25 protein-coding genes and 1 other annotated feature are annotated in these 22,570 nt (G+C 50.8%); of the genes, 23 read left to right on the top strand and 2 right to left on the bottom strand.

Features of this window, described 5'->3' with window-relative positions:
- Positions 1-76: 76 nt before the first annotated feature.
- The 10 genes from HMPREF9412_RS27925 (at position 77) to HMPREF9412_RS27880 (ending at position 9,602) form a co-directional block, all read left to right on the top strand.
- Positions 77-1,261: a D-alanyl-D-alanine carboxypeptidase family protein gene (locus HMPREF9412_RS27925; RefSeq protein ID WP_009595175.1), complete on the top strand. Its 1,185-nt coding sequence runs from the start codon at positions 77-79 to the stop codon at positions 1,259-1,261.
- 59 nt (positions 1,262-1,320) lie between these two features.
- A complete protein-coding gene (locus HMPREF9412_RS27920; RefSeq protein ID WP_009595212.1) occupies positions 1,321-1,953 on the top strand; it encodes a nucleoside recognition domain-containing protein in 633 nt (210 codons plus the stop codon).
- Positions 1,954-1,959: 6 nt separating this feature from the next.
- Positions 1,960-2,493: a spore maturation protein gene (locus HMPREF9412_RS27915; RefSeq protein WP_009595151.1), complete on the top strand. Its 534-nt coding sequence runs from the start codon at positions 1,960-1,962 to the stop codon at positions 2,491-2,493.
- Positions 2,494-2,641: 148 nt separating this feature from the next.
- The gene (locus HMPREF9412_RS27910) at positions 2,642-2,980 is read left to right on the top strand and encodes a hypothetical protein (RefSeq protein ID WP_009595254.1); all 339 of its coding nucleotides are present in this window, start codon (positions 2,642-2,644) and stop codon (positions 2,978-2,980) included.
- 21 nt (positions 2,981-3,001) lie between these two features.
- Complete coding sequence (locus HMPREF9412_RS27905; protein WP_009595165.1) at positions 3,002-3,757, top strand: pseudouridine synthase; 756 nt, start codon at positions 3,002-3,004, stop codon at positions 3,755-3,757.
- Positions 3,758-3,882: 125 nt separating this feature from the next.
- Positions 3,883-4,410: a redoxin domain-containing protein gene (locus tag HMPREF9412_RS27900; RefSeq protein ID WP_009595122.1), complete on the top strand. Its 528-nt coding sequence runs from the start codon at positions 3,883-3,885 to the stop codon at positions 4,408-4,410.
- Entirely contained in the window at positions 4,407-6,110 is a 1,704-nt protein-coding gene (resB, locus tag HMPREF9412_RS27895; RefSeq protein ID WP_009595213.1) for a cytochrome c biogenesis protein ResB, read from the top strand. Before HMPREF9412_RS27900 ends, resB begins: the two co-directional genes overlap by 4 nt.
- A complete protein-coding gene (gene ccsB, locus HMPREF9412_RS27890) occupies positions 6,097-7,350 on the top strand; it encodes a c-type cytochrome biogenesis protein CcsB (RefSeq protein WP_009595211.1) in 1,254 nt (417 codons plus the stop codon). The genes resB and ccsB overlap by 14 nt, the downstream gene beginning before the upstream one ends.
- A gap of 100 nt (positions 7,351-7,450) precedes the next feature.
- Complete coding sequence (locus tag HMPREF9412_RS27885) at positions 7,451-8,167, top strand: response regulator transcription factor (RefSeq protein WP_009595176.1); 717 nt, start codon at positions 7,451-7,453, stop codon at positions 8,165-8,167.
- Between the two features lies 1 nt (position 8,168).
- A complete protein-coding gene (locus tag HMPREF9412_RS27880) occupies positions 8,169-9,602 on the top strand; it encodes an ATP-binding protein (RefSeq protein WP_009595229.1) in 1,434 nt (477 codons plus the stop codon).
- A 112-nt stretch (positions 9,603-9,714) separates the two neighbouring features.
- Here the strand turns inward: HMPREF9412_RS27880 and serA are convergent, their stop codons facing one another.
- Positions 9,715-11,307, bottom strand: coding sequence for a phosphoglycerate dehydrogenase (gene serA / locus HMPREF9412_RS27875; protein ID WP_009595252.1), 1,593 nt, complete (start codon positions 11,305-11,307; stop codon positions 9,715-9,717).
- A gap of 192 nt (positions 11,308-11,499) precedes the next feature.
- Positions 11,500-11,729: a binding site (T-box leader), on the bottom strand.
- A gap of 225 nt (positions 11,730-11,954) precedes the next feature.
- Between serA and HMPREF9412_RS27870 the strand changes: the two genes are divergently transcribed.
- Genes HMPREF9412_RS27870 through HMPREF9412_RS27860 form a run of 3 tightly spaced genes read left to right on the top strand, consistent with a single transcriptional unit; the run spans position 11,955 to position 13,766 of the window.
- A complete protein-coding gene (locus HMPREF9412_RS27870) occupies positions 11,955-12,554 on the top strand; it encodes a CPBP family intramembrane glutamic endopeptidase (protein ID WP_009595100.1) in 600 nt (199 codons plus the stop codon).
- Entirely contained in the window at positions 12,541-12,951 is a 411-nt protein-coding gene (locus HMPREF9412_RS27865) for a hypothetical protein (RefSeq protein WP_036673822.1), read from the top strand. Before HMPREF9412_RS27870 ends, HMPREF9412_RS27865 begins: the two co-directional genes overlap by 14 nt.
- Complete coding sequence (locus HMPREF9412_RS27860) at positions 12,948-13,766, top strand: metallophosphoesterase (RefSeq protein ID WP_036673820.1); 819 nt, start codon at positions 12,948-12,950, stop codon at positions 13,764-13,766. The genes HMPREF9412_RS27865 and HMPREF9412_RS27860 overlap by 4 nt, the downstream gene beginning before the upstream one ends.
- Positions 13,767-13,818: 52 nt before the next feature.
- Here HMPREF9412_RS27860 and HMPREF9412_RS27855 read toward each other — a convergent pair whose 3' ends face one another.
- Positions 13,819-14,745 (bottom strand): polysaccharide deacetylase family protein, encoded by a 927-nt coding sequence (locus HMPREF9412_RS27855; protein ID WP_036673817.1) that lies wholly within the window; start codon positions 14,743-14,745, stop codon positions 13,819-13,821.
- Positions 14,746-14,838: 93 nt separating this feature from the next.
- On the opposite strand from HMPREF9412_RS27855, the gene HMPREF9412_RS27850 reads away from it, so the two are divergent.
- From HMPREF9412_RS27850 to rpsA, 10 genes are all read left to right on the top strand, one after another.
- On the top strand, positions 14,839-15,210 hold the full coding sequence (locus HMPREF9412_RS27850) for a hypothetical protein (protein ID WP_009595177.1): 372 nt from the start codon (positions 14,839-14,841) through the stop codon (positions 15,208-15,210).
- Between the two features lie 201 nt (positions 15,211-15,411).
- The gene (locus HMPREF9412_RS27845) at positions 15,412-16,023 is read left to right on the top strand and encodes a genetic competence negative regulator (RefSeq protein ID WP_009595249.1); all 612 of its coding nucleotides are present in this window, start codon (positions 15,412-15,414) and stop codon (positions 16,021-16,023) included.
- Between the two features lie 57 nt (positions 16,024-16,080).
- Positions 16,081-16,776, top strand: a complete 696-nt coding sequence (gene prsW, locus HMPREF9412_RS27840) for a glutamic-type intramembrane protease PrsW (RefSeq protein WP_009595146.1) — start codon at positions 16,081-16,083, stop codon at positions 16,774-16,776.
- A 73-nt stretch (positions 16,777-16,849) separates the two neighbouring features.
- On the top strand, positions 16,850-16,996 hold the full coding sequence (locus tag HMPREF9412_RS33045) for a hypothetical protein (protein WP_009595221.1): 147 nt from the start codon (positions 16,850-16,852) through the stop codon (positions 16,994-16,996).
- Positions 16,997-17,085: 89 nt separating this feature from the next.
- Entirely contained in the window at positions 17,086-18,435 is a 1,350-nt protein-coding gene (gene ypeB, locus HMPREF9412_RS27835) for a germination protein YpeB (protein ID WP_009595103.1), read from the top strand.
- A gap of 212 nt (positions 18,436-18,647) precedes the next feature.
- Entirely contained in the window at positions 18,648-19,310 is a 663-nt protein-coding gene (locus HMPREF9412_RS27830; RefSeq protein ID WP_009595205.1) for a flagellar brake protein, read from the top strand.
- A gap of 65 nt (positions 19,311-19,375) precedes the next feature.
- Positions 19,376-19,663: a DUF5359 family protein gene (locus HMPREF9412_RS27825; RefSeq protein ID WP_036673814.1), complete on the top strand. Its 288-nt coding sequence runs from the start codon at positions 19,376-19,378 to the stop codon at positions 19,661-19,663.
- A gap of 182 nt (positions 19,664-19,845) precedes the next feature.
- On the top strand, positions 19,846-20,520 hold the full coding sequence (gene cmk / locus HMPREF9412_RS27820; protein WP_175320818.1) for a (d)CMP kinase: 675 nt from the start codon (positions 19,846-19,848) through the stop codon (positions 20,518-20,520).
- Positions 20,521-20,541: 21 nt separating this feature from the next.
- Positions 20,542-21,132, top strand: coding sequence for a lysophospholipid acyltransferase family protein (locus tag HMPREF9412_RS27815; RefSeq protein ID WP_009595120.1), 591 nt, complete (start codon positions 20,542-20,544; stop codon positions 21,130-21,132).
- 120 nt (positions 21,133-21,252) lie between these two features.
- Entirely contained in the window at positions 21,253-22,470 is a 1,218-nt protein-coding gene (rpsA, locus tag HMPREF9412_RS27810) for a 30S ribosomal protein S1 (RefSeq protein WP_009595202.1), read from the top strand.
- Positions 22,471-22,570: the final 100 nt, after the last annotated feature.

Raw genomic sequence — 22,570 nt, 5'->3', positions numbered from 1 at the left:
TGCTGCAATGAAATGGACATACCTTCAGCGAGGACGACATATACTTGTACAAGATTTCTGAACACCGGAGGATAAAATGATGAAAATGAAATGGACGAACCGCAAGTCTATGTTATCCATGTTGATCGCCATATGCTGCTTGCTGGTTACGGCTGTCCCTGTACATGCAGATCACGAGCAAGGCCCGTCCAATCATGCACAGGCAGCTGCGCTGATTGACGTGACGTCCGGGAGAATGCTGTACAGCAAGAACGGGGACGAGCGTTTAAGAATCGCCAGCTTGACCAAGATTATGACCGCCATCGTGGCCATTGAACACGGCAAGCTGGATGATCGCGTCAAAGTCTCCAAGAATGCTTTTGCCAAAGAGGGCTCCTCGATCTTCCTGAAGCTTGGCGAGGAGATGACCCTTGAGAATCTGCTGTACGGCTTGATGCTGCGCTCCGGCAACGATGCTGCCACGGCCATTGCGGAGCATGTCGGCGGTACGGAAGAAGGCTTTGTGTTATTGATGAACGAGAAGGCCGCCTCGCTCGGCATGACGAATTCGCATTTTATGAATCCGCATGGACTGGATCACGACGAGCATTACTCGTCAGCGCATGACGTAGCCAAACTGACGGCATATGCCCTCAAGAATCCGGTCTTTAGCGAGATCGTCAAAACCCCTACCAAGAAAGCGCCAAACCCGAATGAAGCATGGGACTACAAATGGGACAACAAAAACAAAATGCTGCGCTTCTACGAAGGGGCGGACGGCGTCAAAACGGGTTACACCAAAAAAGCATTCCGCTGCCTGGTGAGCTCCGCTACTCGTAACGGTCAGCAAATCGCAGCGGTAACACTGAATGACGGCAACGATTGGAACGACCATTCCAACATGCTGGATTATGGCTTTGCTCATTTTCCACTGAAAAAGGTCACGGAAAAGGGACAGAAAATCCAGGGCTATCCGCTCGTCACGGGCAGTTCCTTCACTTATGCGTTCGCGCATGATGAGGAAGCGCGCCTGGTGAAGAGACTGGTCCTGCATAAAGCAAGCACGCCCGACTTGTCTTTTGGGCTGCGGGGGCATATTGAGCTGCTGCTCGATAATGTCAGCATCGGCAAGGTTCCGGTTTACACGGAAGGAAGCAAACTTCCTGAAGCCCCTGAGGCCTTGCAAAAGTCCAGGAGCGCTCTGGGACCCGTCGGTTCCTTGTCGCTTTGGCAGTCTGCAGGAGAAGTGCTCCGGCATCTGTTCAGGGGCGCACATAACTAGCCTTCGCTAAAGAATCGTGTATTCTCATAACAGCGGGGCAGCAAAACGGGGGCGAAGAGATGATCAATTTGATTTGGATGGGGATGATTGTGATCGGGTTTTGTTTTGCGGCCGTCAACGGGAACATCGACAGCGTCACGAAAGCCGCATTCGACGGAGCCCAAACGGGCGTAACCGTCTCCTTCGGTCTTATCAGCATACTGGTATTCTGGCTTGGCATGATGCGGCTCGCAGAGGACGCGGGTCTGCTGAAAAAAGTGGCCAGGCTGCTGGGGCCGGTTGTCCGCTTCCTGTTCCCGGATGTACCGAAAAATCATCCCGCAATGGGATACATATTGTCCAATATGAGCGCCAATTTGTTCGGTCTGGGCAATGCGGCGACCCCGATGGGAATCAAAGCGATGCAGGAGCTTCAGAAATTGAATCCGGATAAGGAAACGGCATCTCCGGCGATGTGCACGCTCCTGGCGTTAAACACGGCCAGCATTACGCTGATACCGACAACGCTGATCGCGATCCGGCTAAATTATGAATCTGCCAATCCTTCGGAAATCGTCGGAACCACGCTATTGGCCACTGCGATTGCGACGGCCGCGGCAATTATCGCCGACCGATGGTATCGCAGACGAACGATGCGCCGCCAGAAGCCGCCCGGAATCGGTACAGGCCTGAACCCGGACGTGAAGGGGTGATGAGTCTTGCTGTCTTGGATTAATCTCGTTTCCGCCTGGTCAATACCCATTATTATCGCATTTATTCCTCTTTATGCTTATACGCGCAAAGTGCCCGTATACGAATCGTTTGTGGACGGAGCCAAGGACGGCTTCTCCACGGCGATCGGGATCATTCCGCATTTGGTTGGCATGATGGTCGCCATAAGCGTATTCCGCTCTTCCGGCGCCCTGGAGTTTTTTGTCGGTTGGACGGGCCCTTTTTTGCAATCGCTCGGCGTACCTAGCGAGATTCTGCCTTTGGGAATATTACGGCCGCTGACAGGTACGGGCTCCCTCGCTTACACAACGGAGCTGATCCGCGCATACGGACCGGATTCGATGATCGGCCGAATCGCTTCGACCATACAGGGAAGCACGGACACAACCTTATACGTGTTGACCGTCTATTTTGGCGCCGTGGGCATCCGCAATGGCCGCTATGCGTTGAAGGTCGGACTGTTCTCCGATTTGGTCGGGTTTATTGCGGCGATTGCCGTCTGCTTGCTGGTGTTCGGTTAATTGATTTCATGGACGACTGTTAGAAAGCCGAAAGCAAGGCATATAGTAAGAAGGTGCGTTTTTTCAATGTAACAGGACGTATGCCTATACCCTTGATTCCGCCATGTCATATACTGCTGCAATCACAATTTGTAGTAGGGGTGATGGGATGGAAATCGAGGGTTTTGTTATTCATCATACCGTGTGCTCGCAGGAACCGCGGAACTGGGATTTTAAAATCCATCAGGACGGCTCCGTGTCCGCTTCTTCCGTGCTGGTCCAACCGGGACAGATCCACATCTGTCTGGAGGGCGACTTCAATGCCAGCTACGAGTCGATGACGCTGGACCAGAAAACGCAGCTGTTTACCGCCAGCAAAATCATTTTGGAGCTGTCCAGACTCCATGATATTTCCCCGCTCTACTTATTTCCCCACTCTGACACCTGCCCAGGGGCACATTTTCCATGGAACGCGCTTGTGATTTATCCTGTCGATGGTTATCATTAGGGATGAGGTGACCTAACGAACATGGAGAGATTACAGAAAATTATGGCACAGGCCGGAGTCGCTTCCCGCCGCAAGTGCGAGGAATTGATTCTTGAAGGCAAGGTGCAGGTAAACGGTGAGACCGTTACCGAGCTCGGCACGAAGGCCGATCCAGCCCAGGATATCATTACGGTTTCAGGCAAACCGATTAAGAATGAGAAAAAGGTATATGTCATGCTGAATAAGCCGAAGGGAGTCATTACAAGCGCTTCCGATCCCGAAGGCCGTAAAATTGTATCGGATTATCTCAAAGGCATTAAAGAGCGGGTATATCCGATTGGACGTTTGGACTACGATACGGAGGGGCTTTTGCTGCTGACCAACGACGGGGAGTTTGCCAATCTGCTCAGCCACCCCAAATACCATGTGCCCAAGACTTATTTGGCTACCGTGAAAGGGGTGCCCCACGGCACCGAGCTGGACAAGCTTCGTCAAGGGATTATGCTGGAGGACGGAATGACGTCTCCTGCGGAAGTGGAGTATAAGGACGTGGATCCGGACAATAAACAATCCGTTATTTCGATCACGATTCATGAAGGCCGCAATCGTCAAGTGAGAAGGATGTTCGAGGCGATTTCCCATCCGGTATTGAGATTGAAGCGGATATCTTACGGGGATCTGCTGCTGCAAAATTTAAAGCGGGGCTTGTACCGCCATTTGACGGCGGACGAAATCAACCAGCTCCTGCAGATGGCGAAAGCCGCAAAGCCGGGTGGGAAACCGAAGAAAAAACGTTAAACCCGACACATAATATTCAAAATGGCGAGCGGCGTTTATGACAAATTTCGTTATAATTGTTCATAGGATGTTCACACCCGTAGTATGCGATATGATGAATGTCATAGAAAGGAAGCTGCTGCTATATGGGCAAATCTAAGAAAAGCGTACAGATTGTTATTCTGCTTGCCATCATCCTGATCGGAGTGTACGCCGTTGCAACCGTTGTATTCGGCTCTGATGAGGTTCCCAAAGTAGGGCAAAAGGCAGCGGATTTCGAACTTCTAGGCATGGATGGCAACGTACATACCATGAGTGAATACGAAGGCAAGGCCAGGGTTATTAATTTCTGGGGCACCTACTGTCCGCCGTGCGTGCGGGAAATGCCGGCACTTCAAGCCCAGTGGGAAAAATGGAGCAGCCAGGGCGTTGAGATCATCGGAATCAATGTGGGCGAGAACAAAATGACGGTAGAGAATTTTGTTGCTCAAACCGGCGTGAAATTCCCCATCCTGATGGATCCCAAGCGGAACGCTGTTGCCAGCTTCGGGGTTGGGCCGATGCCAACGACCTTTTTTGTTACGGCCTCCGGCAAGATTGACCATATTCGCATAGGCGAACTGGATTTGAACACCCTTGACAAACAAATTGAACAGTTGGTGAATGCGAAATGAGTCAAGGTTCCAAGCCTTTGATCCAGAATACGAAGTGTGATTGTGGACACCAGAATCCAACGGGGACGGTCCTCTGCGAGGCTTGCGGCAAGCCGCTGACCGAGGAAGCGGAGGCCCAGCCGATTCTGGAAATGCGGTATGACGGCGTTGCCCGTCGATCGCAGAAAGAAAATCCCGGTATTATCGATCGGGTATGGAATTTCTTCTCTTCGGTAAAAGTAGCAATATATCTCATATTGCTAACCTTGATCGGATCCTCGCTGGGGACGATCTTTCCGCAGGAGAGCACTTTCCTTAACATTGACCCCTCTGTCTACTACAAAGAGGAGTACGGACAGCTGGGGCATATTTATTACTTGCTCGGGCTGTCACATACATATACGTCTTGGTGGTTCGTTCTGCTGCTCGTCATGATCGGCGCATCGCTTGTCATTTGCAGTCTTGACCGTGTCCTGCCGCTCTACAAAGCGCTCAGCAGACAACGGATTCCGAAGCATATGTCCTTTCTTACCCGTCAGAAGGTGGTATACCAAGGACAAGTCCAAGAGGACGGGGCCGACTGGGTTGAGCGGATTAAGCCGATCATTAAGAAAAAGGGCTATCGCGTTCGAACGGACGGCGGGACGCTTCTGGCAGAGAAGCAGCGGTTCAGCCGCTGGGGCCCTTATGTTCTTCATATCGGCCTGATTATCTTCCTTCTCGCTGTTTTGGGACGGAACCTGCCGGGACTGCATATGGACGAGCATATGGCCTTTCCCCAGGATGAGCCTGTGCACATCAAGAACACCAGCTACTATTTATTGAACGACGGCTTTAAGGTTGAATTCTATACCGAGGACGATATGCCTGAAGAATTCAAAGGCAAGAACAAAGTGCTGCCGAAGGAATTCCAAACCCAGGCCATCCTGTATATGTGCGAGGCCAATTGCGACGATCTCGATAAAGAGCCTCAGCTCGTGGAATTGACGCGCCATAACATCGAAGTGAACCATCCGCTCAATTACAAAGGGTTAAAGGCTTATCAATTCGATTATGATCTGACCCCGATTCTCCGTACGGTTTCGCCGATGCTGATTGACAGCAAGAGCGGTAAGGAATACGGCAAAATCACGCTGTCCATCAACGATCCCCAAAGAGTATATCAGGCAGGGGAATATACGTTAACGCTTACACAGTCCTTTACCGATTTTGGGCTGGGCGATAACGGCAAGCCGGTCAACTTGTCACCTAACCCGAATGCGCCTGCATTCTTATTTCTGATTAAGGGACCTGATCTGCCGAAGGAAGGCATTCAGTACTTCTACTTCCCTAAACAGATCGATAAGGAACGTTTCAATCAAGAAGCGATCAATGCGCAGCTGGCGGGTGGGGAGGCACTCGTAAAACTGGATGTGCTCAGCATGGACGATGTGGACTTTTCGGAATCGACGACTTATCTGAATATTCGTGTGGATAAAGCCATGCCGTTCATTTGGGTTGGTTGTTTCATCGGTATGATCGGCTTGATCATGGGCTTTTATTTCACCCATCGCCGGATCTGGCTGCGTATTGATAACGGAACGCTGACGCTGGGCGCGCATACGAACAAGAACTGGTTTGGACTTCGCAAGGAGATCTCCGCGATCCTCAAGCAAATGAATATCGAAGTCGATGAAAAGTCATTGGAGAATAACAGGGGGACTAAGCATGAATCTAATTGATTTCAGCGGCGACGCATTTATCGTCGCCTTTACCTTATACTGCGTGGCATTTATCATGTACGGACTTGCCGTCATGGGACGCCGGTTCCGCAAACGCGACCCGGAAGCCCATTTGGCGAAGTGGGGTAAGATCGCATTTGTTACGACAACGATCGGTTTGATCGGACACTTGCTATACTTCTTTACTAGATGGGCGGGCTCGGGGCATGTGCCGGTCAGCAATATGTATGAGTTTATGTCCTTCTTGTCGATGGCAATCATGATTGCCTTCCTCGTACTTTATTTTATCTACAAAAAATCGCTGCTCGGATTGTTTGCACTGCCTCTGGCAATCCTGATCATGGCCTATGCCGCCGTGTTCCCGCAGCAGGTGCAGCCGCTCATTCCTTCGCTTCAGTCCTATTGGCTGGGTATCCACGTTACATTGGCGGCATTGGGCGATGCGTTTTTTGCGGTCGGCTTTATTGCCGGCTTGATGCACCTGCTCCGGACCGTTAACTTTAGCGGAACGGACAAGGGTGCGCGCAGGGAACAGCGCTGGCTTGAGCTCGTCATGTTTGCCATCGTGGTGCTGATCGGATTTATTTTGTCGGTATACAGCTTCCGTGCAGGCGGATATCAGGCGGAGTTTAACCAGACATTGGTTGACCCGAAGACAGAAAATAGTACAATAGTAAAAGTGGAATATAACATGCCTCCGCTTGTCGCACCTTATAAAAGCGAAACGGAGAGCATGCAGTCTTTCTTGGGCATGAAATCTCCACTCATGGAAGCTCCGTCCTGGATGCACGGCGTGAACGCTGGACGTAAGCTGAATACGGTGGTATGGTCGCTGGTCACCGGATTGATCCTTTACGGATTGCTCCGCCTGATCCTGCGCAAACCGCTGGCTAAATTCATTCAGCCCGCACTCCATCGACTGGATCCGGATGATCTGGACGAAATCAGTTATCGAGCCATCGCGATCGGCTTCCCCGTATTTACGCTTGGCGGTCTCATCTTCGCCATGATCTGGGCAGAGATTGCATGGGGCCGATTCTGGGGCTGGGATCCGAAGGAAGTATGGGCGCTTATTACTTGGTTGTTCTACAGCGTGTACCTTCATCTCCGGCTATCGCGCGGATGGCAGGGCAAATATTCGTCCTGGCTGTCCGTTATCGGCTTTATCGTGGTCATGTTCACGCTGGTCGGCGTCAACTTGATTATCGCGGGTCTGCATTCCTATGCAGGCACTGACTAATGGCAATTGAATAGATGTGAATTAACAATCAGAAGGGCCCTTTCTTAATCAAGAGGGCCACTTCTGATTTTCCCTATAAAAATGAAGGAGTTGGCTGCCAATGTCTGAGCACGGAAATCGCATTCTTGTTGTTGATGATGAGGAACGGATTCGCCGTTTGTTGAAAATGTATCTGGAGAAGGAAGGATATGAAATCGAGGAGGCGGAGGATGGGGAGACTGCTCTTCGCAAAGCAAGCTCGGAGGATTACGGGCTCGTTATTCTGGATGTCATGCTGCCCGGCATGGACGGCGTTGAAGTATGCACCCGCCTTCGTCAGGTGAAGTCTACGCCGATCCTGATGCTGACCGCCAAAGGCGAGGAGATTAACCGCGTTCAGGGATTCGAGGTGGGCGCCGACGATTATGTGGTGAAACCGTTCAGTCCTCGCGAGGTGATCTATCGCGTTAAAGCTATATTGCGCCGTTCGTCCGCGACGGCTTATCTGAGCAAGGAGCCGAATCCAAGCAACAGCATCGTATTCCCTCACTTGATCATTGAACACGATGCCCACCGCGTGACGGCCGGCGGGCATGAAATCAGCCTGACGCCGAAGGAGTACGAGCTTCTGCACTATTTGGCCTCGTCCCCGGACAAAGTGTTCTCGCGGGAAGAGCTGCTGAAGGATGTTTGGAATTACGAGTTTTTTGGCGATCTTCGCACGGTTGATACCCATGTGAAGCGTCTGCGCGAAAAATTGAATAAGGTATCCGCGGAGTCCGCAGCGATGATTACGACCGTATGGGGAGTAGGCTACAAGCTGGAGGTACCGAAGTAACGTGAGTTTTTGGAGATCACTTGTCGGCAAGCTGTGGATTACGATAACCTGTTTGGTCGCGTGCGTACTGCTGACGCTCGGTTTATTCTTGCTCCCTTATATCGATACCACCTTCGCGAACTCGGATGCCATCAAGCGTTTATTTACTTATGTCGCCATTATCGGCTTTTCGATGACCACCTTTTTCGGGTTGTTCCTGCTGACGAAAATTACGCAGCCCATGCAGCAGCTCATCGAGGCAGCCAACGATATCCGTAAAGGGAAATACGGCACGCGGTTGAACCTTGTGACCAGTGATGAGATCGGCGAGCTGGCCAATACGTTTAACCATATGGCAGCGGAACTGGAAACGAACATCCGCAATTTGAACCACGAGAAGGAGCACCTGTCCAGCGTGCTGAGAAGCATGAGCGACGCCGTGATTACGTTTGACAATCACGGGCAGGTCATCCTGGTGAACCCGCCGGGACTGGAAATCATGAAGACCTGGAAAGGGCTGCAGTGGGACGATGAGCTTCAGGGCGGAGGCTGGGCGGCCGATGTCATGCCAAAACCGCTCAGCGAGTTATATTACGCCACCGTCAACGAAGGCAAAGACCAAAGCGCCGATCTGCATGTGAAGCAGGGAATCTGGTCAGCCCATATGGCCCCCCTGTATTCGGATGACGTGATCCGCGGAGCCGTCGTGGTGTTAAGGGACATAACCGAACAGGTTACATTAGAAAAAATGCGGACGGACTTCATTGCCAACGTGTCGCACGAAATACGGACGCCGCTGTCCATGATGCAGGGATACAGCGAAGCGCTCCTGGACGGCATGGCAGCTTCACCCGAAGAGAGCAGGGAGCTCATACAGGTCATTCATGAGGAATCCCTGCGGATGGGGCGTCTGGTGAAGGATCTGCTTGATTTGACGCGCATGGAGGCAGGGCATGCCGAGTTATCCCTGCGCGAGATGGATGCAGGCGAATTGTGCGAGCGGGTATTCCGGAAATTTGCGGTTCGAGCCAAAGAGCGGGATATCGATCTTCAGCTGAACAAGCTCCATTCGAATCTTCAGCTCGAAGCGGCGGATGAAGACAAGCTTGAACAGGTGCTGACCAATTTGCTGGATAACGCTTTCCGTCATACGCCTTCAGGCAAGAAAATTCAAATTACGGCAGACCGGATCGCCGTATCCAACACGGAGGCGCTCCAGGTGAAGGTTTGCGACCAGGGTGTCGGCATTCCGCCGGAAGACCTGCCTTTTGTATTCGAACGATTCTACAAGGCCGATAAGGCGCGTGTGCGTGGGGAGACGGTGGGAACCGGCATTGGCCTTGCCATCGTGAAAAATATCGTGACCGCGCACCATGGAACGATCAACGCGACAAGCGAAGTGGGGAAAGGCACCGTGTTTACGATGACGATCCCGACAAAAGCGGCAGAATCCTAGGGAATGCCCGCGCAAAAGACAAAACACGCTCGCAAGGAGCGTGTTTTTTTGTTGAAATAAAGGGGTTAATCTTGTTCTACGTGGAACAATGATTAACCCCTTGGATTAAAGTTTAGCCTAGCGCGATTTGCTGCGCCGTGTTGAGCTCCGACAAGCCGGTAAGCTTGATCAGAACGTCCTTAGGAACGTCTTTATCCACCGTCAGGAGCATGATGGCCTCGCCGCCGATCACTTTACGTCCCACCTGCATGGAGGCGATGTTGACATCGTTCTCGCCGAGCAGGGTTCCGACCCGTCCGATAATGCCCGGTTTATCGTTGTGGGAGATCAGGATCAGATGGCCTTCAGGTGAGATATCGACAGGGAATTTATCCAGTCGGACGATTCGTTCGCCGTATCCCAGAAGAAGCGTACCCGCAACGATTCGTTCCAGGCCGTTTTGCGTTTTCAGCGTAACGGTAACGAGATTGGTGAAGTCTTTGGTTTTTGGCGTCTGCGACACAACGACATGCAAATCGCGGCTCTTCGCCAAATGCATGGAGTTGACAATGTTCACTTCGCTTCCAAGGTGGCGTTCCAGCACGCCCTTCACGATGTAGCGGGTCAGGGCCTGCGTATCGACTTCAGCCAGCTCTCCTGCATAGTCTACGTGAATCTCCTTTACCGCGTGTGCGGTGATCTGGGCCGCTACACTGCCCAATTTCTCGCCGAGCGAGAAGTAAGGCTGCAGCTTGTTCATGACGCTTGCGGCTACAAGCGGGAAGTTGACCGCATTCTTAAACGGTTCGTTGCGCAGGATATGCAGCACTTGCTCGGAAACGTCGATCGCAACGTTCTCCTGGGCTTCAACAGTGGATGCACCCAGATGCGGAGTGACGATAACCTTCGGATGGTTCAGGAACGGATGATCGCTTTCAGGCGGCTCATGTTCGAATACGTCAAATGCGGCTCCGGCTACAATGCCTTCATCGATGGCTTCCACGAGCGCGCGCTCGTCAATGATGCCGCCACGGGCACAGTTCACGATACGCATGCCGCGTTTCATGACCTCGAATTGCGGTCTGGCGATCATGTGGCGCGTCTCCGGCGTAAGCGGAGTATGAACCGTGATGAAGTCTGCGTTCCGGATAATATTATCCACGGAGGAAAGCTTCACGCCCAGCTTATCCGCGCGTTCTTCCGTCAGGAACGGATCGAAAGCGAGAATGTTCATGCCGAAAGCCTTGGCGCGTTTAGCCACCTCGCTGCCGATCCGTCCCATGCCCATAACGCCCAGCGTTTTGTTGCGGAGCTCTACGCCGAGGAAGGATTTGCGATCCCAGGTTCCGCCTACCGTTTTGGCATAAGCTTGAGGGATGTGGCGGGCGAGGGCAATCATCATAGCAAACGTATGCTCTGCCGTCGTGATCGTGTTGCCGTCAGGTGCATTGATAACAACGATCCCGCGCTTTGTTGCCGCTTCAAGATCAATGTTGTCCACGCCAACGCCGGCACGGCCAACCACCTTGAGATTGGTTCCTGCATTCATGATGCGTTCTGTAACACGCGTCTGACTCCGAACGAGGAGTCCGTCGTATTCACCGATAATGGCAGTGAGCTCGTCTTCGTTAAGCCCGGTTTTTTTGTCTACCTGCACATCGGCGGCGTCCATTAACTGCTGGATCCCCAAATCGCTGATCGGATCCGATACCAATACTTTAAACATGGTTTCTCTTCCTCCTTAAAATCCACTATAAAATGCGGTACTGCAATATTGAATAAGGATTACGCTTAGCGCGCGCTCCGTTATACACCAGAAATTCCGATAAAGCTGCAAGAGGTCTATACAGGTTTGACGCGGTGTCGTGGCAAAGAGACAGGAACATAAAAAACTCTCAATCCGCATACTACCTCCGTAGTAAGGGACGAGAGTTATTCGTGGTGCCACCCTTATTCGCTGCCAAGTTGCGGCAGCCTCAAGCGGTCTGTTCAGACCATGATTGGTAACGGATATCATCCGATTTGCGCCTACTCCAAGTTTCAGCGAAATATCTCAGGAACGCTCAAGAATACTTTACGCCACCGATTTGCACCAACCATCGGCTCTCTGAGGACGTTACGGTTTCTCTTTTCCGTCATCGGTTTTCACAGATTAATTTTTTCATAATGTATCATGGCTCTAACATTGTGTCAATAGGTGTTTATTTAGGCCAACCGCCTAGGAGCAGGGGAAGAAACAAGGGATAGCCTTGAATGTCATGCCGTTAATTTGCTATGATGCATATGCCCGCCTATGATTAAATTATACTTATATTACTGTGGTTGTACACGAAGATATCTTAAAAATCAAGATGAAAGACAGGCCCATCTTCTATGAAAAAATTTAAAATACGCGTTAAAAGAATCGAAGCCCACCAGCTGAACGATCGGCTGCTGCTCATCAATCTGTATCTTACGCAAGCGTTAACGCTTATCGTCGGTTTGATCTGGATTTTGTTTCAGCACCGAAATCCGTTCGGATTATTTGTTTTTCCGAAGGAGATCGAGTTTGTTTATTGGGGTCTCGGACTTGCCGCAGCGATGCTGGCAGTGGACTTTGTATTGTCCCGGTTTGTGTCGGAGGATAGCATGGACGACGGCGGGATCAATGAAATGCTGTTCAGGAAAAGGCCGGTTTGGCATATATTCGTTATCGCCCTGATCGTGTCCATCTGCGAGGAATTATTGTTTCGCGGAGCGATACAGCATGCGTTCGGACCGTATTGGACAAGCATCTTGTTCGCGCTGATCCATGTCCGATATTTAAAGCATTGGCTGCCGACTGGATGGGTTTTCTTGAGCAGTTACGGTCTGGGCTACGTCTATATACAAACGGGTACCATTTGGGCGCCAATTCTGTGCCATTTTCTGATAGATTTCATATCGGGAATGTTGATACGGTTTCGGAGGAAAGAGGAACATGAACGAGCTTAGCAGAATGCAACGGCATCAGGGCCGAAATAAAGGCCGGAAGAACAAGTCATCGGCTCAATCCGAAAAGAGGGCGGCGGAAAAGCCGCTGCAGGCAGAGGGGAGTCGGAGTCGATCTAAATCCCAAGCTCCCGTAAGCACTGCGGTACCGAAGACGCGGGGCGGCAGTGCGGCGGATGGATTAAGCCGGTCCAGATCGACAAGGTCAAACCAGAATCCGATAGAGGAAGAGGTTTCGGCGCCTAAACGAACGAATACATATTCCTCCTATCGCGTAAGAATGAGCAAGTGGTTTGTGAACTCATTAATTGTCATCTTCATATTGTTAATGGTAGGTCTTCTGTGGTGGGGACTTATCGGAGCGCCTCCATTAAGGGAATTGTTAAAGGAGATATTATGAGTGTGTTGATGTGGATAGCGGGTGCTGCGGCACTCGGTGCAGGCGCAATCGGCTGGATGAGGGCTGAAGCCCGGGGCTATCGGCTGCGTGAAGAGGAAGTGGTATCTGAGCGTATTCCGCGGTCGTTTGACGGGTTTCGGATGCTGTTCATCACCGACATACATCGCAGACAATTGTCTGAAGAGAAGCTATTATCCAATATATCATCGGTGGATTGCGTGCTCCTGGGCGGGGATATTACCGAAAAAGGGGTGCCTCTTGAGCGGTTGAGACATAATATGTCGGTTCTGGCCCGCATCGCTCCCGTTTATGCCGTACTGGGAAATCACGACCTGTATGCAGGCAAGGACGCCGTTCGTAAGGTATTGCGGGAGAGCGGGGTCATTCTTATGAATGACAAGACCGTCACGTTGAAGCGGGATGACGAATGTCTTGTTCTTAGCGGAGTTAGGCAGCCGGCAAGCAGGAAACATCCGTATACGAAATTCCGGGGAAATGCAGAGGAAGACCAGTATCACATCATTCTGGTGCACGATCCAATCTGGCTCAAAGGCAAGGAAGAAACGCACGGGGATCTCCTGCTGGCAGGCCATACCCATGGCGGACAGATTGTGCTGCCGATTGCCGGAGCGGTTCGTCTGGAGCGCTTTTACAAGAAGTATAAATCCGGATGGTATACGCTGCCGAGGAAGGCAGGCGAGTCTGTCCAATCCTCCAGGCTGCTGATCAGCCGGGGGTTCGGCACTTCCCATATTCCGCTGCGCTTGAAATGTCCGGCGGAATATCATGTGATTACGTTACGCAAAAAACCTTAATTCGATCGTCGCATGTTTGACGGCAGAATTAAGGTTTTTCCGGTTTTTCGGTTTATCTTATTTTAGGCTCGATCCATTGCGGATCAACGAATCCATACCCTTTGGCCTCGAGCTTGGTCAGCAAAGCGTCCAGGGCCTCGGCAGTCCACGGAAGCTCATGCATCAGAATATTGCTGCCGGGATGAAGCTGCTCGAGCACGTTGCTCACAACGGCATCGGGTTTGTTTTTGTTTTTGCTTTCCCAATCCAGGGAACCGTTGGACCAAGTCATGAAGAGCAGGTCATGCTCCAGTGCTACTTCCTTGACGGTATCTCCGCCGGAGCCGAACGGAGGCCGGAAAAACTTCGGTTCCGCTCCCGTTGCTTCCTTGACGATTTTCTGGACGTCCCCGATCTGTTTCTCGACCTTTTGTTTGCTTTCCTTTTTCAGGTCGATATGATCCCAGGAATGATTGCCGATGATTTGACCGCGGTCATGGATCAGCTTCAGCAGTTCGGGATGCTCCTTCGCGCGGTATCCATTCACGAAGAAAATGGCTTTGGCTTTATGCTTGTCGAGCGTATCGATCATGCGGTTGATCATTTTTTCATCCTTGGGACCGTCGTCAAATGTGAGCAGCACCACCTTTTCGGGTACGGATTCATCGTTTGGTACGATTCGGTACACCTTGTTCATGTGGTATTTCGGTTCGGACGGGAGCTCTGCTTCCGGATCCTTGACGGCCTCTTCGGACGGGTCCGGGGAATCCGGGGATTTACTCGAGCTCGTGCTGGATGGGTCTTCAGGCTTGTCCAGTTCGGCCGAAGGATCGGTGTTTTCTTTCGGAGGGGACACCTGCCCGGTGGATTCGTTTTGCTGCGTCGTCTGGGTATTACCGCCTCCCGTAGCCGCGCCTTGCTTCTGAGCGGCGCCGTTGCCGCCGCATGCACTGAGCATCAGGCAGCAGGCCAACAGAAGGACTGTTCGTGTTCTAACCATGATTCCATCTCACTTTCCTGTATTTATGTAGCATGAGTTCCTGGCGGTGCGAGAACAATAAACTCGAGTTTATCATAGAAGGAGGTATCATTAGTGAAGACTTCGTCATTTCTATATGGTGTCATTATCGGTGCCGTTGCATCCCGGATGATTTCCCGGAAAAACGGCATGTTCTTCTCCTCGATGATGAAAGACGCGAATCTTGGCCGGTTTGCGAATACCGCGATGAGTAAAATTCAAGGCAACAAGAGCCAGTTTGGCGGCTCCAGCCGAGAAAGCGTGTCTCCCAGTTCAGGCCGACATGATTCCACTCATTCCAATGGAACTGCAGGGGTACAGGCATCGACTCATTCGAAGGCTGCCAACCTGAAGCAGGTCAAGGATTTCATCCGAAACAACCCTGATGTGAAGACCGAAGTCGAACAGATTTTGAAAGAGACCCACACCGTCATACCGGGTTTGTAAACGGCATCAACCTTTTTGAATCATTCTCGGGGAACGGCCTCACGAATCCCTGTGAATGATTCTTTTTTCTTCAGCTACATATTTACGTGCATTTGTGGGTATTAAATGATAAAATCAATTATATAAAACCATTTTTATCACGTCATAATCCAGACATCATAATTTGTTATAAACTTTTGTTTACGTAAGGAGGATCCTGTCATGAAAATAGAGCGTTTGAGTCAAGATAAGATACGGATTTTCCTCACGTTTGACGATCTGAGTGAGCGTGGGATCCAGAAGGAAGAGATGTGGCAGGAAATACCGAAAGTTTATGACCTGTTTACGGAGATGATGGATCAGGCATACAGTGAACTCGGATTTGATGCCACCGGACCTCTTGCCGTTGAGGTGTTTGCACTGCCTGCCCAAGGCATGGTGGTTATTGTGACGAGAGGGAAATACGATCATCATTTCGGCGGCTTGTCCGAAGAAGATATGCCGGACGAGATTTATGAAATGGAAGTAACGCTGGATCAAAGTGATACCATCGTCTATGTTTTTCAGGATTTTGAAGTGCTCATTGAAGCATCGCATATGTTGAAGGACCTTGTAGGCGGAGCGGGCAAGCTCTATCACTATATGGATAAATGGTTTTTGTACTTCGAGCCCGAGGAATTGGATAGCGAGAAGCTGCCGGCTATAATTGCAATGCTGGCCGAGTTCGGCGAATCCTCTTCGGTGACGGAGGCTATGCTGGAGGAATACGGGAAGAAAGTGATGCCTCAGCAAGCGGTTGAGGTTATCTGTACACACTTCCAGCGTCAGCATTAATCAATGTGGGCGTGCGTGCCGGACTTCAGGCCCGCAACTAACGGAAGGGGAATTTCAGTGCTGGTGTTCTCGATCATTGCGTCAGCTTTGGCGCCGGGACTCGCATTGCTCACGTATTTTTACCTGAAGGACAGGTATGATCAAGAACCCCTGCACATGGTGATCAAAGTGTTCATGCTAGGGGTTCTGATCGTTTTCCCGGTCATGATTTTGCAGCGGGGAATGATACTATGGCTTGGCGACAATCCGGTAGTCAACTCACTGTTCGTTTCGGCGGGCGTTGAGGAATTTTTAAAATGGTTCGTGATGTATCATATTATTTTTAATCATACGGAATTTGACGAGCCTTATGACGGCATACTATATGCAGTTGCGATATCGCTGGGATTTGCTACGGTAGAGAATTTGCTTTACGCCTGGTACAGTCAGGCAGCCTTCGGCCCGATGTTCATGCGGGCGCTGCTGCCCGTTTCGGGACACGCAATGTTTGGCGTCATCATGGGATACTACATGGGACATGCGAGGTTCACGGAAGGGAAGCGAAGAAGATTCTTCCTCGTGCTGTCCATGGTTCTGCCTTGGATGTGGCATGGTCTTTATGACCTGATTCTGAATTTGCTGACGCACACATGGGTATGGTTTATCGTTCCGCTAATGGTTCTGCTGTGGTATGGCGGCATGGGCAAAATCTCCAGAGCGAACAACCGCTCTCCTTTCCGCTTCATTAAACGGGAGGAAGAGGTTAATACGTAACAAATCAGGGCACACTTCATTCTATAGACCTTGGCTGACAGCCAGGGAATCATAGAAAGGGAGGTGCCTTTTTTTGCGTGTAAAAGTGAAAATTCTTTGCAAGGATTGCGGTGAGCGATTCGTATTGCGCGGAAAGAAGGAGCAGGGCCGGATCGAAACCGGATTTAAGCAGTGCCTGTGCAACAACCGGGATCACTTCGATATTGAGGAAGATTTCTAATTGATGAAGGAATGATCCAGGGATGCATAAGACTTCTTTCTTCTAGTCAAACTAACGGCAGTGAGTAGAAGAAAGGAGACTATCGCATCATGTACAAACGATTAAGCGCTATTCTGTTTCCTGTAGCCACCATATTATTGATCGGGGCTCTGGTTTGGGGATATCAAGAAAATAAAGAAAAGAACGCCATTTTGATTAACGCCGAGAACCAGTATCAACGGGCTTTCCATGACTTGTCGTACAATATGGACAGGATTCATGCCGAGCTCGGCAATACGCTTGCGGTCAGCTCGACCTCCCAAGGGATGCACCGGAAGGGGCTGATGAACGTATGGCGGCTGACCAGCCAGGCGCAAAACGAAATCAGTCAACTGCCGCTAACGCTGCTTCCGTTCAACAAAACTGAAGAGTTCCTGTCCCGGATATCGAATTTTGCCTACAAAACGGGCGTGCGCGATTTAACGAAGGAACCGCTTAGCGAGAATGAAGTCAAAACGTTGAAATCGTTATATGCCAACTCCGGCGAAATCACGAAGGATTTGCAGCATGTGCAGAACAAGGTCATCGCTAACAGTCTGCGCTGGATGGACGTTGAAACGGCCTTGGCTACGAATAAAGTCGAAGATAACTCGATTATTGACGGATTCAAAACGGTGGATAAAAAAGTAGAGTCTTATCCTGAGCTTGATTGGGGCCCATCGGTAAGCAGCATTTATGACAGACGTTCCGTGAAGCAGCTGGCAGGCATGCCGGTCTCGGAGCAGGATGTGAAGCGCAAAGCGCTGAAATTCTCCGACACGGGCAATCAAGCCAACGTACAAGTGACGAAGAACGGTAGCGGCACCGAGTGGGTATCCTACACGGCCAAAGTCAAACACCCGAAGGGCCATATGCTCAGTATGGATTTCACCGAAAAAGGCGGCCAGCTGATCTCCTACACGGATGAACGGAACGTCGGCGCGAAGAGAGCATCCGTTCAGGATGCCATCGACAAAGCCCAGCAATTCCTGACGAAAAAAGGCTATTCCGACATGACGGTCGTATCGGCCGACCAATACGATAACCTGGCCAACTTCTCTTTTGTGCGCGAAGAAGACGGCGTGCTGATTTATCCTGAGAAAATCACCGTGCGCTCGGCCATGGATAACGGTGAGGTCATCGGATTTCAGGCGAGCGACTTTGTTTACGAGCACCAGGTGAAGCGCGATATCCCGCAGCCGAAGCTCAGCCTCGCCGAAGCGGAGAAGGTTTTGAACCCTGAATTCAAGGTGCTCTACCACCGCAAGGCCTTAATCAAAAACGACCGTTCCGAAGATGTGCTGTGTTATGAGTTCGGCGGACGGATCAACGGCTCTCAATACCGGATTTACATTAATGCGGATACGGGCCTGGAAGAAACGGTCGAGGTCGTTAAGGATGCGCAGGCAGGAATTAAATAGTCGTATCTTGATGTCATATAAGCCGGTTCGGGGATTCCCCGAATCGGCTTTTTTTGCTTGCGGAGAACTGCTGCAGAGCAGCCAGTATAGTGTCTAAGGAATACATCTGTATCCCGGGGAAAGACATGAATCGACCGGATTCGAAGATTTTATCCCATGGTCCCGGTCATCCCGTGATATAATGGAAAATAATGATTATGATGAATTAGTGGGTGAGCGCATTGTATCCAAAGATCAACGACGTCCTCTATATCCAGTTGGATACGGGGGATGAGAAGGAAGCCAGCATTGTTTACAAATCCCGCATTTCCGACATGGATGACGAATCGATGTATATGGAGGTTCCGCTTCAGGAAGGAACGGGCAGGCTGAAGAAGCTGTATATCGGGGACGAGCTTTCCGCTTATTTTTTGACGGAGGGCGGAGTCAAGAACTTCTTCAATTCCTATGTCCTGAGTCACCATGAAGACGTTATACGCCTGGTTCGCATCAAAAAGCCGGAGCCGGATCAGATCACGAAGGTGCAGAGAAGGAGCTTTCTGAGGGTACAAGCCGAGCTCGAGTTAGCGGTGATGGCCAAAGACGGCACGCGGTTGCTGACCAAAACCGATGATGTCGGCGGCGGAGGGGTATCCTTTTACCTGGAACCCGACAAATCGTTTGCGGAAGGGAGCTTGTTAAGCTGCTGGATCCTTATTCCGTTCAAGAACGGATCGGTGGAGCATGTCCCTTTTGAAGGCGAAGTTGTCAGGGTCAAGCAGCTGCCAGGCACCCGAAGCATCGTCATGCTGAAATTTAATCAGATCGTAGATATGGAGCGTCAGAAGCTGATCCGTTATTGCTTTGAGCGCCAGTTTGATTTTCGCAACCGTTGATGCATAAAATGGACAAGCCGGTGGCACACTAGCGGAAAATTTTGTCTCGGAAGGACCGTGTGCTTATGTCCCAGTCATCTAACGATCAAAATCAGCTGCGGCGAAAAACCAGGCAGGATCCCATGCCGGGCGATAAAGGACAAGCTCTCCATGACCGATACGGTCAAGTGCTGCTTAAGCTGCTGATAGGGCTCGCATTCGCTTTGGTGATCGTCCAGCTGCTATTGCATTATGAACCAAGCCGGCCCTACCTTTCGCCGATTCAGCAGATGGAGGGTGTTCCCGTTAATGAGCCAAATGTAAACGATTGGATGGGAGAAAACACCCCTTCTCTTTTGCATCGCTCTAGCTAGTGTGGTATAATTTTCACGTCGCAGGCGGGCGCCTGCTTTTTTCTTGAAATATGAGATCGTGCCTTGTTTATCTCGGACTTTCTTATATATTTTCACTAGAGGAACGGTGATCCCGTCCCTGATCGGATGGTAAGCCCTTTCGATTTCGAGGTATATGTTTGAGGAGGAATGCCCCGTTGGTTATGCAGGGGACAGGTTATCGCGACAGAATTAATATTGCCATCGACGGTCCGGCAGGCGCGGGCAAAAGCACGGTAGCGCGTATGGTAGCCAGCAGGCTGCAGTACATCTACGTGGATACCGGCGCCATGTACAGGGCAGTCACCTGGTTCATGCTGAACCAAGGGATTTCTCCGGAAAATCCCGAAAAAGTGCTTCAACATGCACAAAACATGGTGATTGAATTAAAACTGCATGAAAATGGTCAAATGGTTTGGCTAAACGGGGAAGACGTCACGCCGTATATTCGTTCACATCAGGTTAGTGCAGTGGTATCCCAATATGCACGAATCGAAGGTTTGCGAATAAAGCTTGTCCGTTTACAGCAGCAAATGGCACTGGATAAGGGCGTTGTCATGGATGGACGCGACATCGGCACGACGGTTTTGCCGGATGCTGAGGTGAAGATTTTCATGACGGCCAGTGTCAAGGAACGTGCGCTCCGCCGCTTCCACGAGTTAAGTGATGAAGGCATAACGCTGGAACAATTGGAAAGAGATATCGCAGAACGCGACAGGCTTGACCAGGAACGTGAAGTGTCCCCGCTCCGATGCGCAGAGGATGCCATCATACTGGATACGACGCATATGGATATCAATCAGGTTGTCGAAGCGATTCTTTCATATTGCGAAACTTAATGGGGATGGGGAGAAAAAGGCATGATTTACGTTTTTTGCAGAGCGGTGGTCCGCGGTTTGTTCGCTATTCTCTACAGATTCGAATCTGTCGGCGTACATAACATACCTTCGGAAGGCGGCGTGCTAATCTGCAGCAATCACATTAGCGTTCGAGATCCGATTTCTGTCGGCATTCACGTCAAGCGCCAGGTGAAGTTCATGGCCAAAGCCGAATTGTTCAACATTCCGGTTTTCGGATGGCTGGTTCGCCAGCTGGGGGCCTTTCCGGTCAAGCGCGGCGGAGTGAGTAAAGATTCCATCAAAACCGCTCTTACGATCTTGCGTTCGGGCGAGATTATGGGAATCTTCCCTGAAGGCACGCGCAATTCGGATGCAACCGCGGCGAAACGTGGCGCGGCAAGCTTCGCTCTCCGCAGTGGGGCAACGGTCGTACCGGCTGCCATCATTGGAGACTACAAGCCGTTCCGAAAGGTAAAAATCATCTACGGCGCACCCGTGGATCTGTCCCGGTTCGAAGGTGACAAGTCACCGGAGGCACTGGACGGGGCAACCGAATTGATCATGGCCAAGATTCACGAAATGCGGGCCAGCGGCAAACCAACCGTGAACTGATTTATTCGCTCCATGCATAAAAAGCATGGGAAGGTTGGAAAGATACTACAGCAATTATGTTTTGAACTTCGCGAATGCGAGTTTAAATAAATGGGGTTTGAATTGAGGAGGTTATTTGACATGTCGGAAGAAACAAGAAATCAAGAGGCTGCTGAAAACCAAGAGCAGCTGGACCAAATCGTATCCTTGAAAAAAGGGGACACCGTGAAAGGGACGATCGTCAAACTGGAGGACAACCAAGCTTACGTAAGCATTGGATATAAATATGACGGCGTAATTCCTGTTCGCGAACTGTCTTCTGTACAGCTTGATAATGCATCGGATGCGGTTCAGGTTGGCCAAGAGGTAGAGTGCAAGGTCGTTAGCATCAACGACGACAAGGAAAGCCTGGTTCTTTCCAAGCGCGCGATCGACACCGAGAATTCTTGGGAAGAGCTTGAGAAGCATTTTGCGGATCAGGACGTATTCGAAGTAACGGTGGCTGACGTGGTTAAAGGCGGACTCGTAGCCGATGTCGGCGCACGCGGCTTTATTCCTGCTTCCATGGTCGAGCGTCACTTCGTTGAAGACTTCAGCGACTACAAAGGCCGCACGCTTCGCGTAAAAGTGAAAGAGCTGGACCGCGAGAACAACAAAGTGATTCTTTCCCAGAAGGACGTTCTGGAAGAAGAGTTCGAAGCGAACAAACAAAAAGTGATGTCCGAGCTTCAAGACGGACAAGTGCTGGAAGGCACGGTGCAACGCCTCACGCAATTCGGCGCATTCGTTGACGTTGGCGGCGTGGACGGTTTGGTTCACGTATCCGAGATCGCTTGGAGCCATGTTGACAAGCCATCCGATGTATTGTCCGAAGGCGATCAAGTGCGCGTGAAAGTGCTGAAAGTGGATCCTGAAAAAGGCAAAATCAGCCTCAGCATCAAAGCGGCTGCTCCGGGTCCTTGGGAAACAGCTGGCGAGCAATTCAACACGGGCGACATCGTAACGGGCGTCGTAAAACGTCTGGTTACCTTCGGAGCTTTCGTTGAATTGGCACCAGGCGTAGAAGGTTTGGTTCATATCTCCCAAATCTCCCACAAGCATATCGGTACTCCGCAAGAAGTACTGAAGGAAGGCCAAGAAGTTCAGGTTAAAGTACTTGACATCAACACTTCCGAGCAGCGTATCAGCCTGAGCATCAAAGAAACCGAAGAAGCGCCAGCTCAAGCTCCGCGAGCTGAAAAACCGTCCAAAGGTCCTAAAATCGACCTGAAAGACAACCCGAACGTTTCTTTGAACAACCAAGGCATGAGCGTTACGCTTGGCGAGCGTTTCGGCGATAAGCTGAGCAAATTCAAGTAAGCCCGGGAACAGTTTTGTTCGGTCTATTGACCTATCATAACGAAGTCGGCGAACCCAGAAATCTGGGTTCGCCATTTGTTTTTTTAGGGGACGAACGTTT

Source organism: Paenibacillus sp. HGF5 (genome assembly GCF_000204455.1).
Lineage (GTDB): Bacteria > Bacillota > Bacilli > Paenibacillales > Paenibacillaceae > Paenibacillus_AQ > Paenibacillus_AQ lautus_A.
The sequence above is the reverse complement of the archived record's forward strand: the minus strand, read 5'-3'. Positions and strand labels throughout refer to the sequence as shown.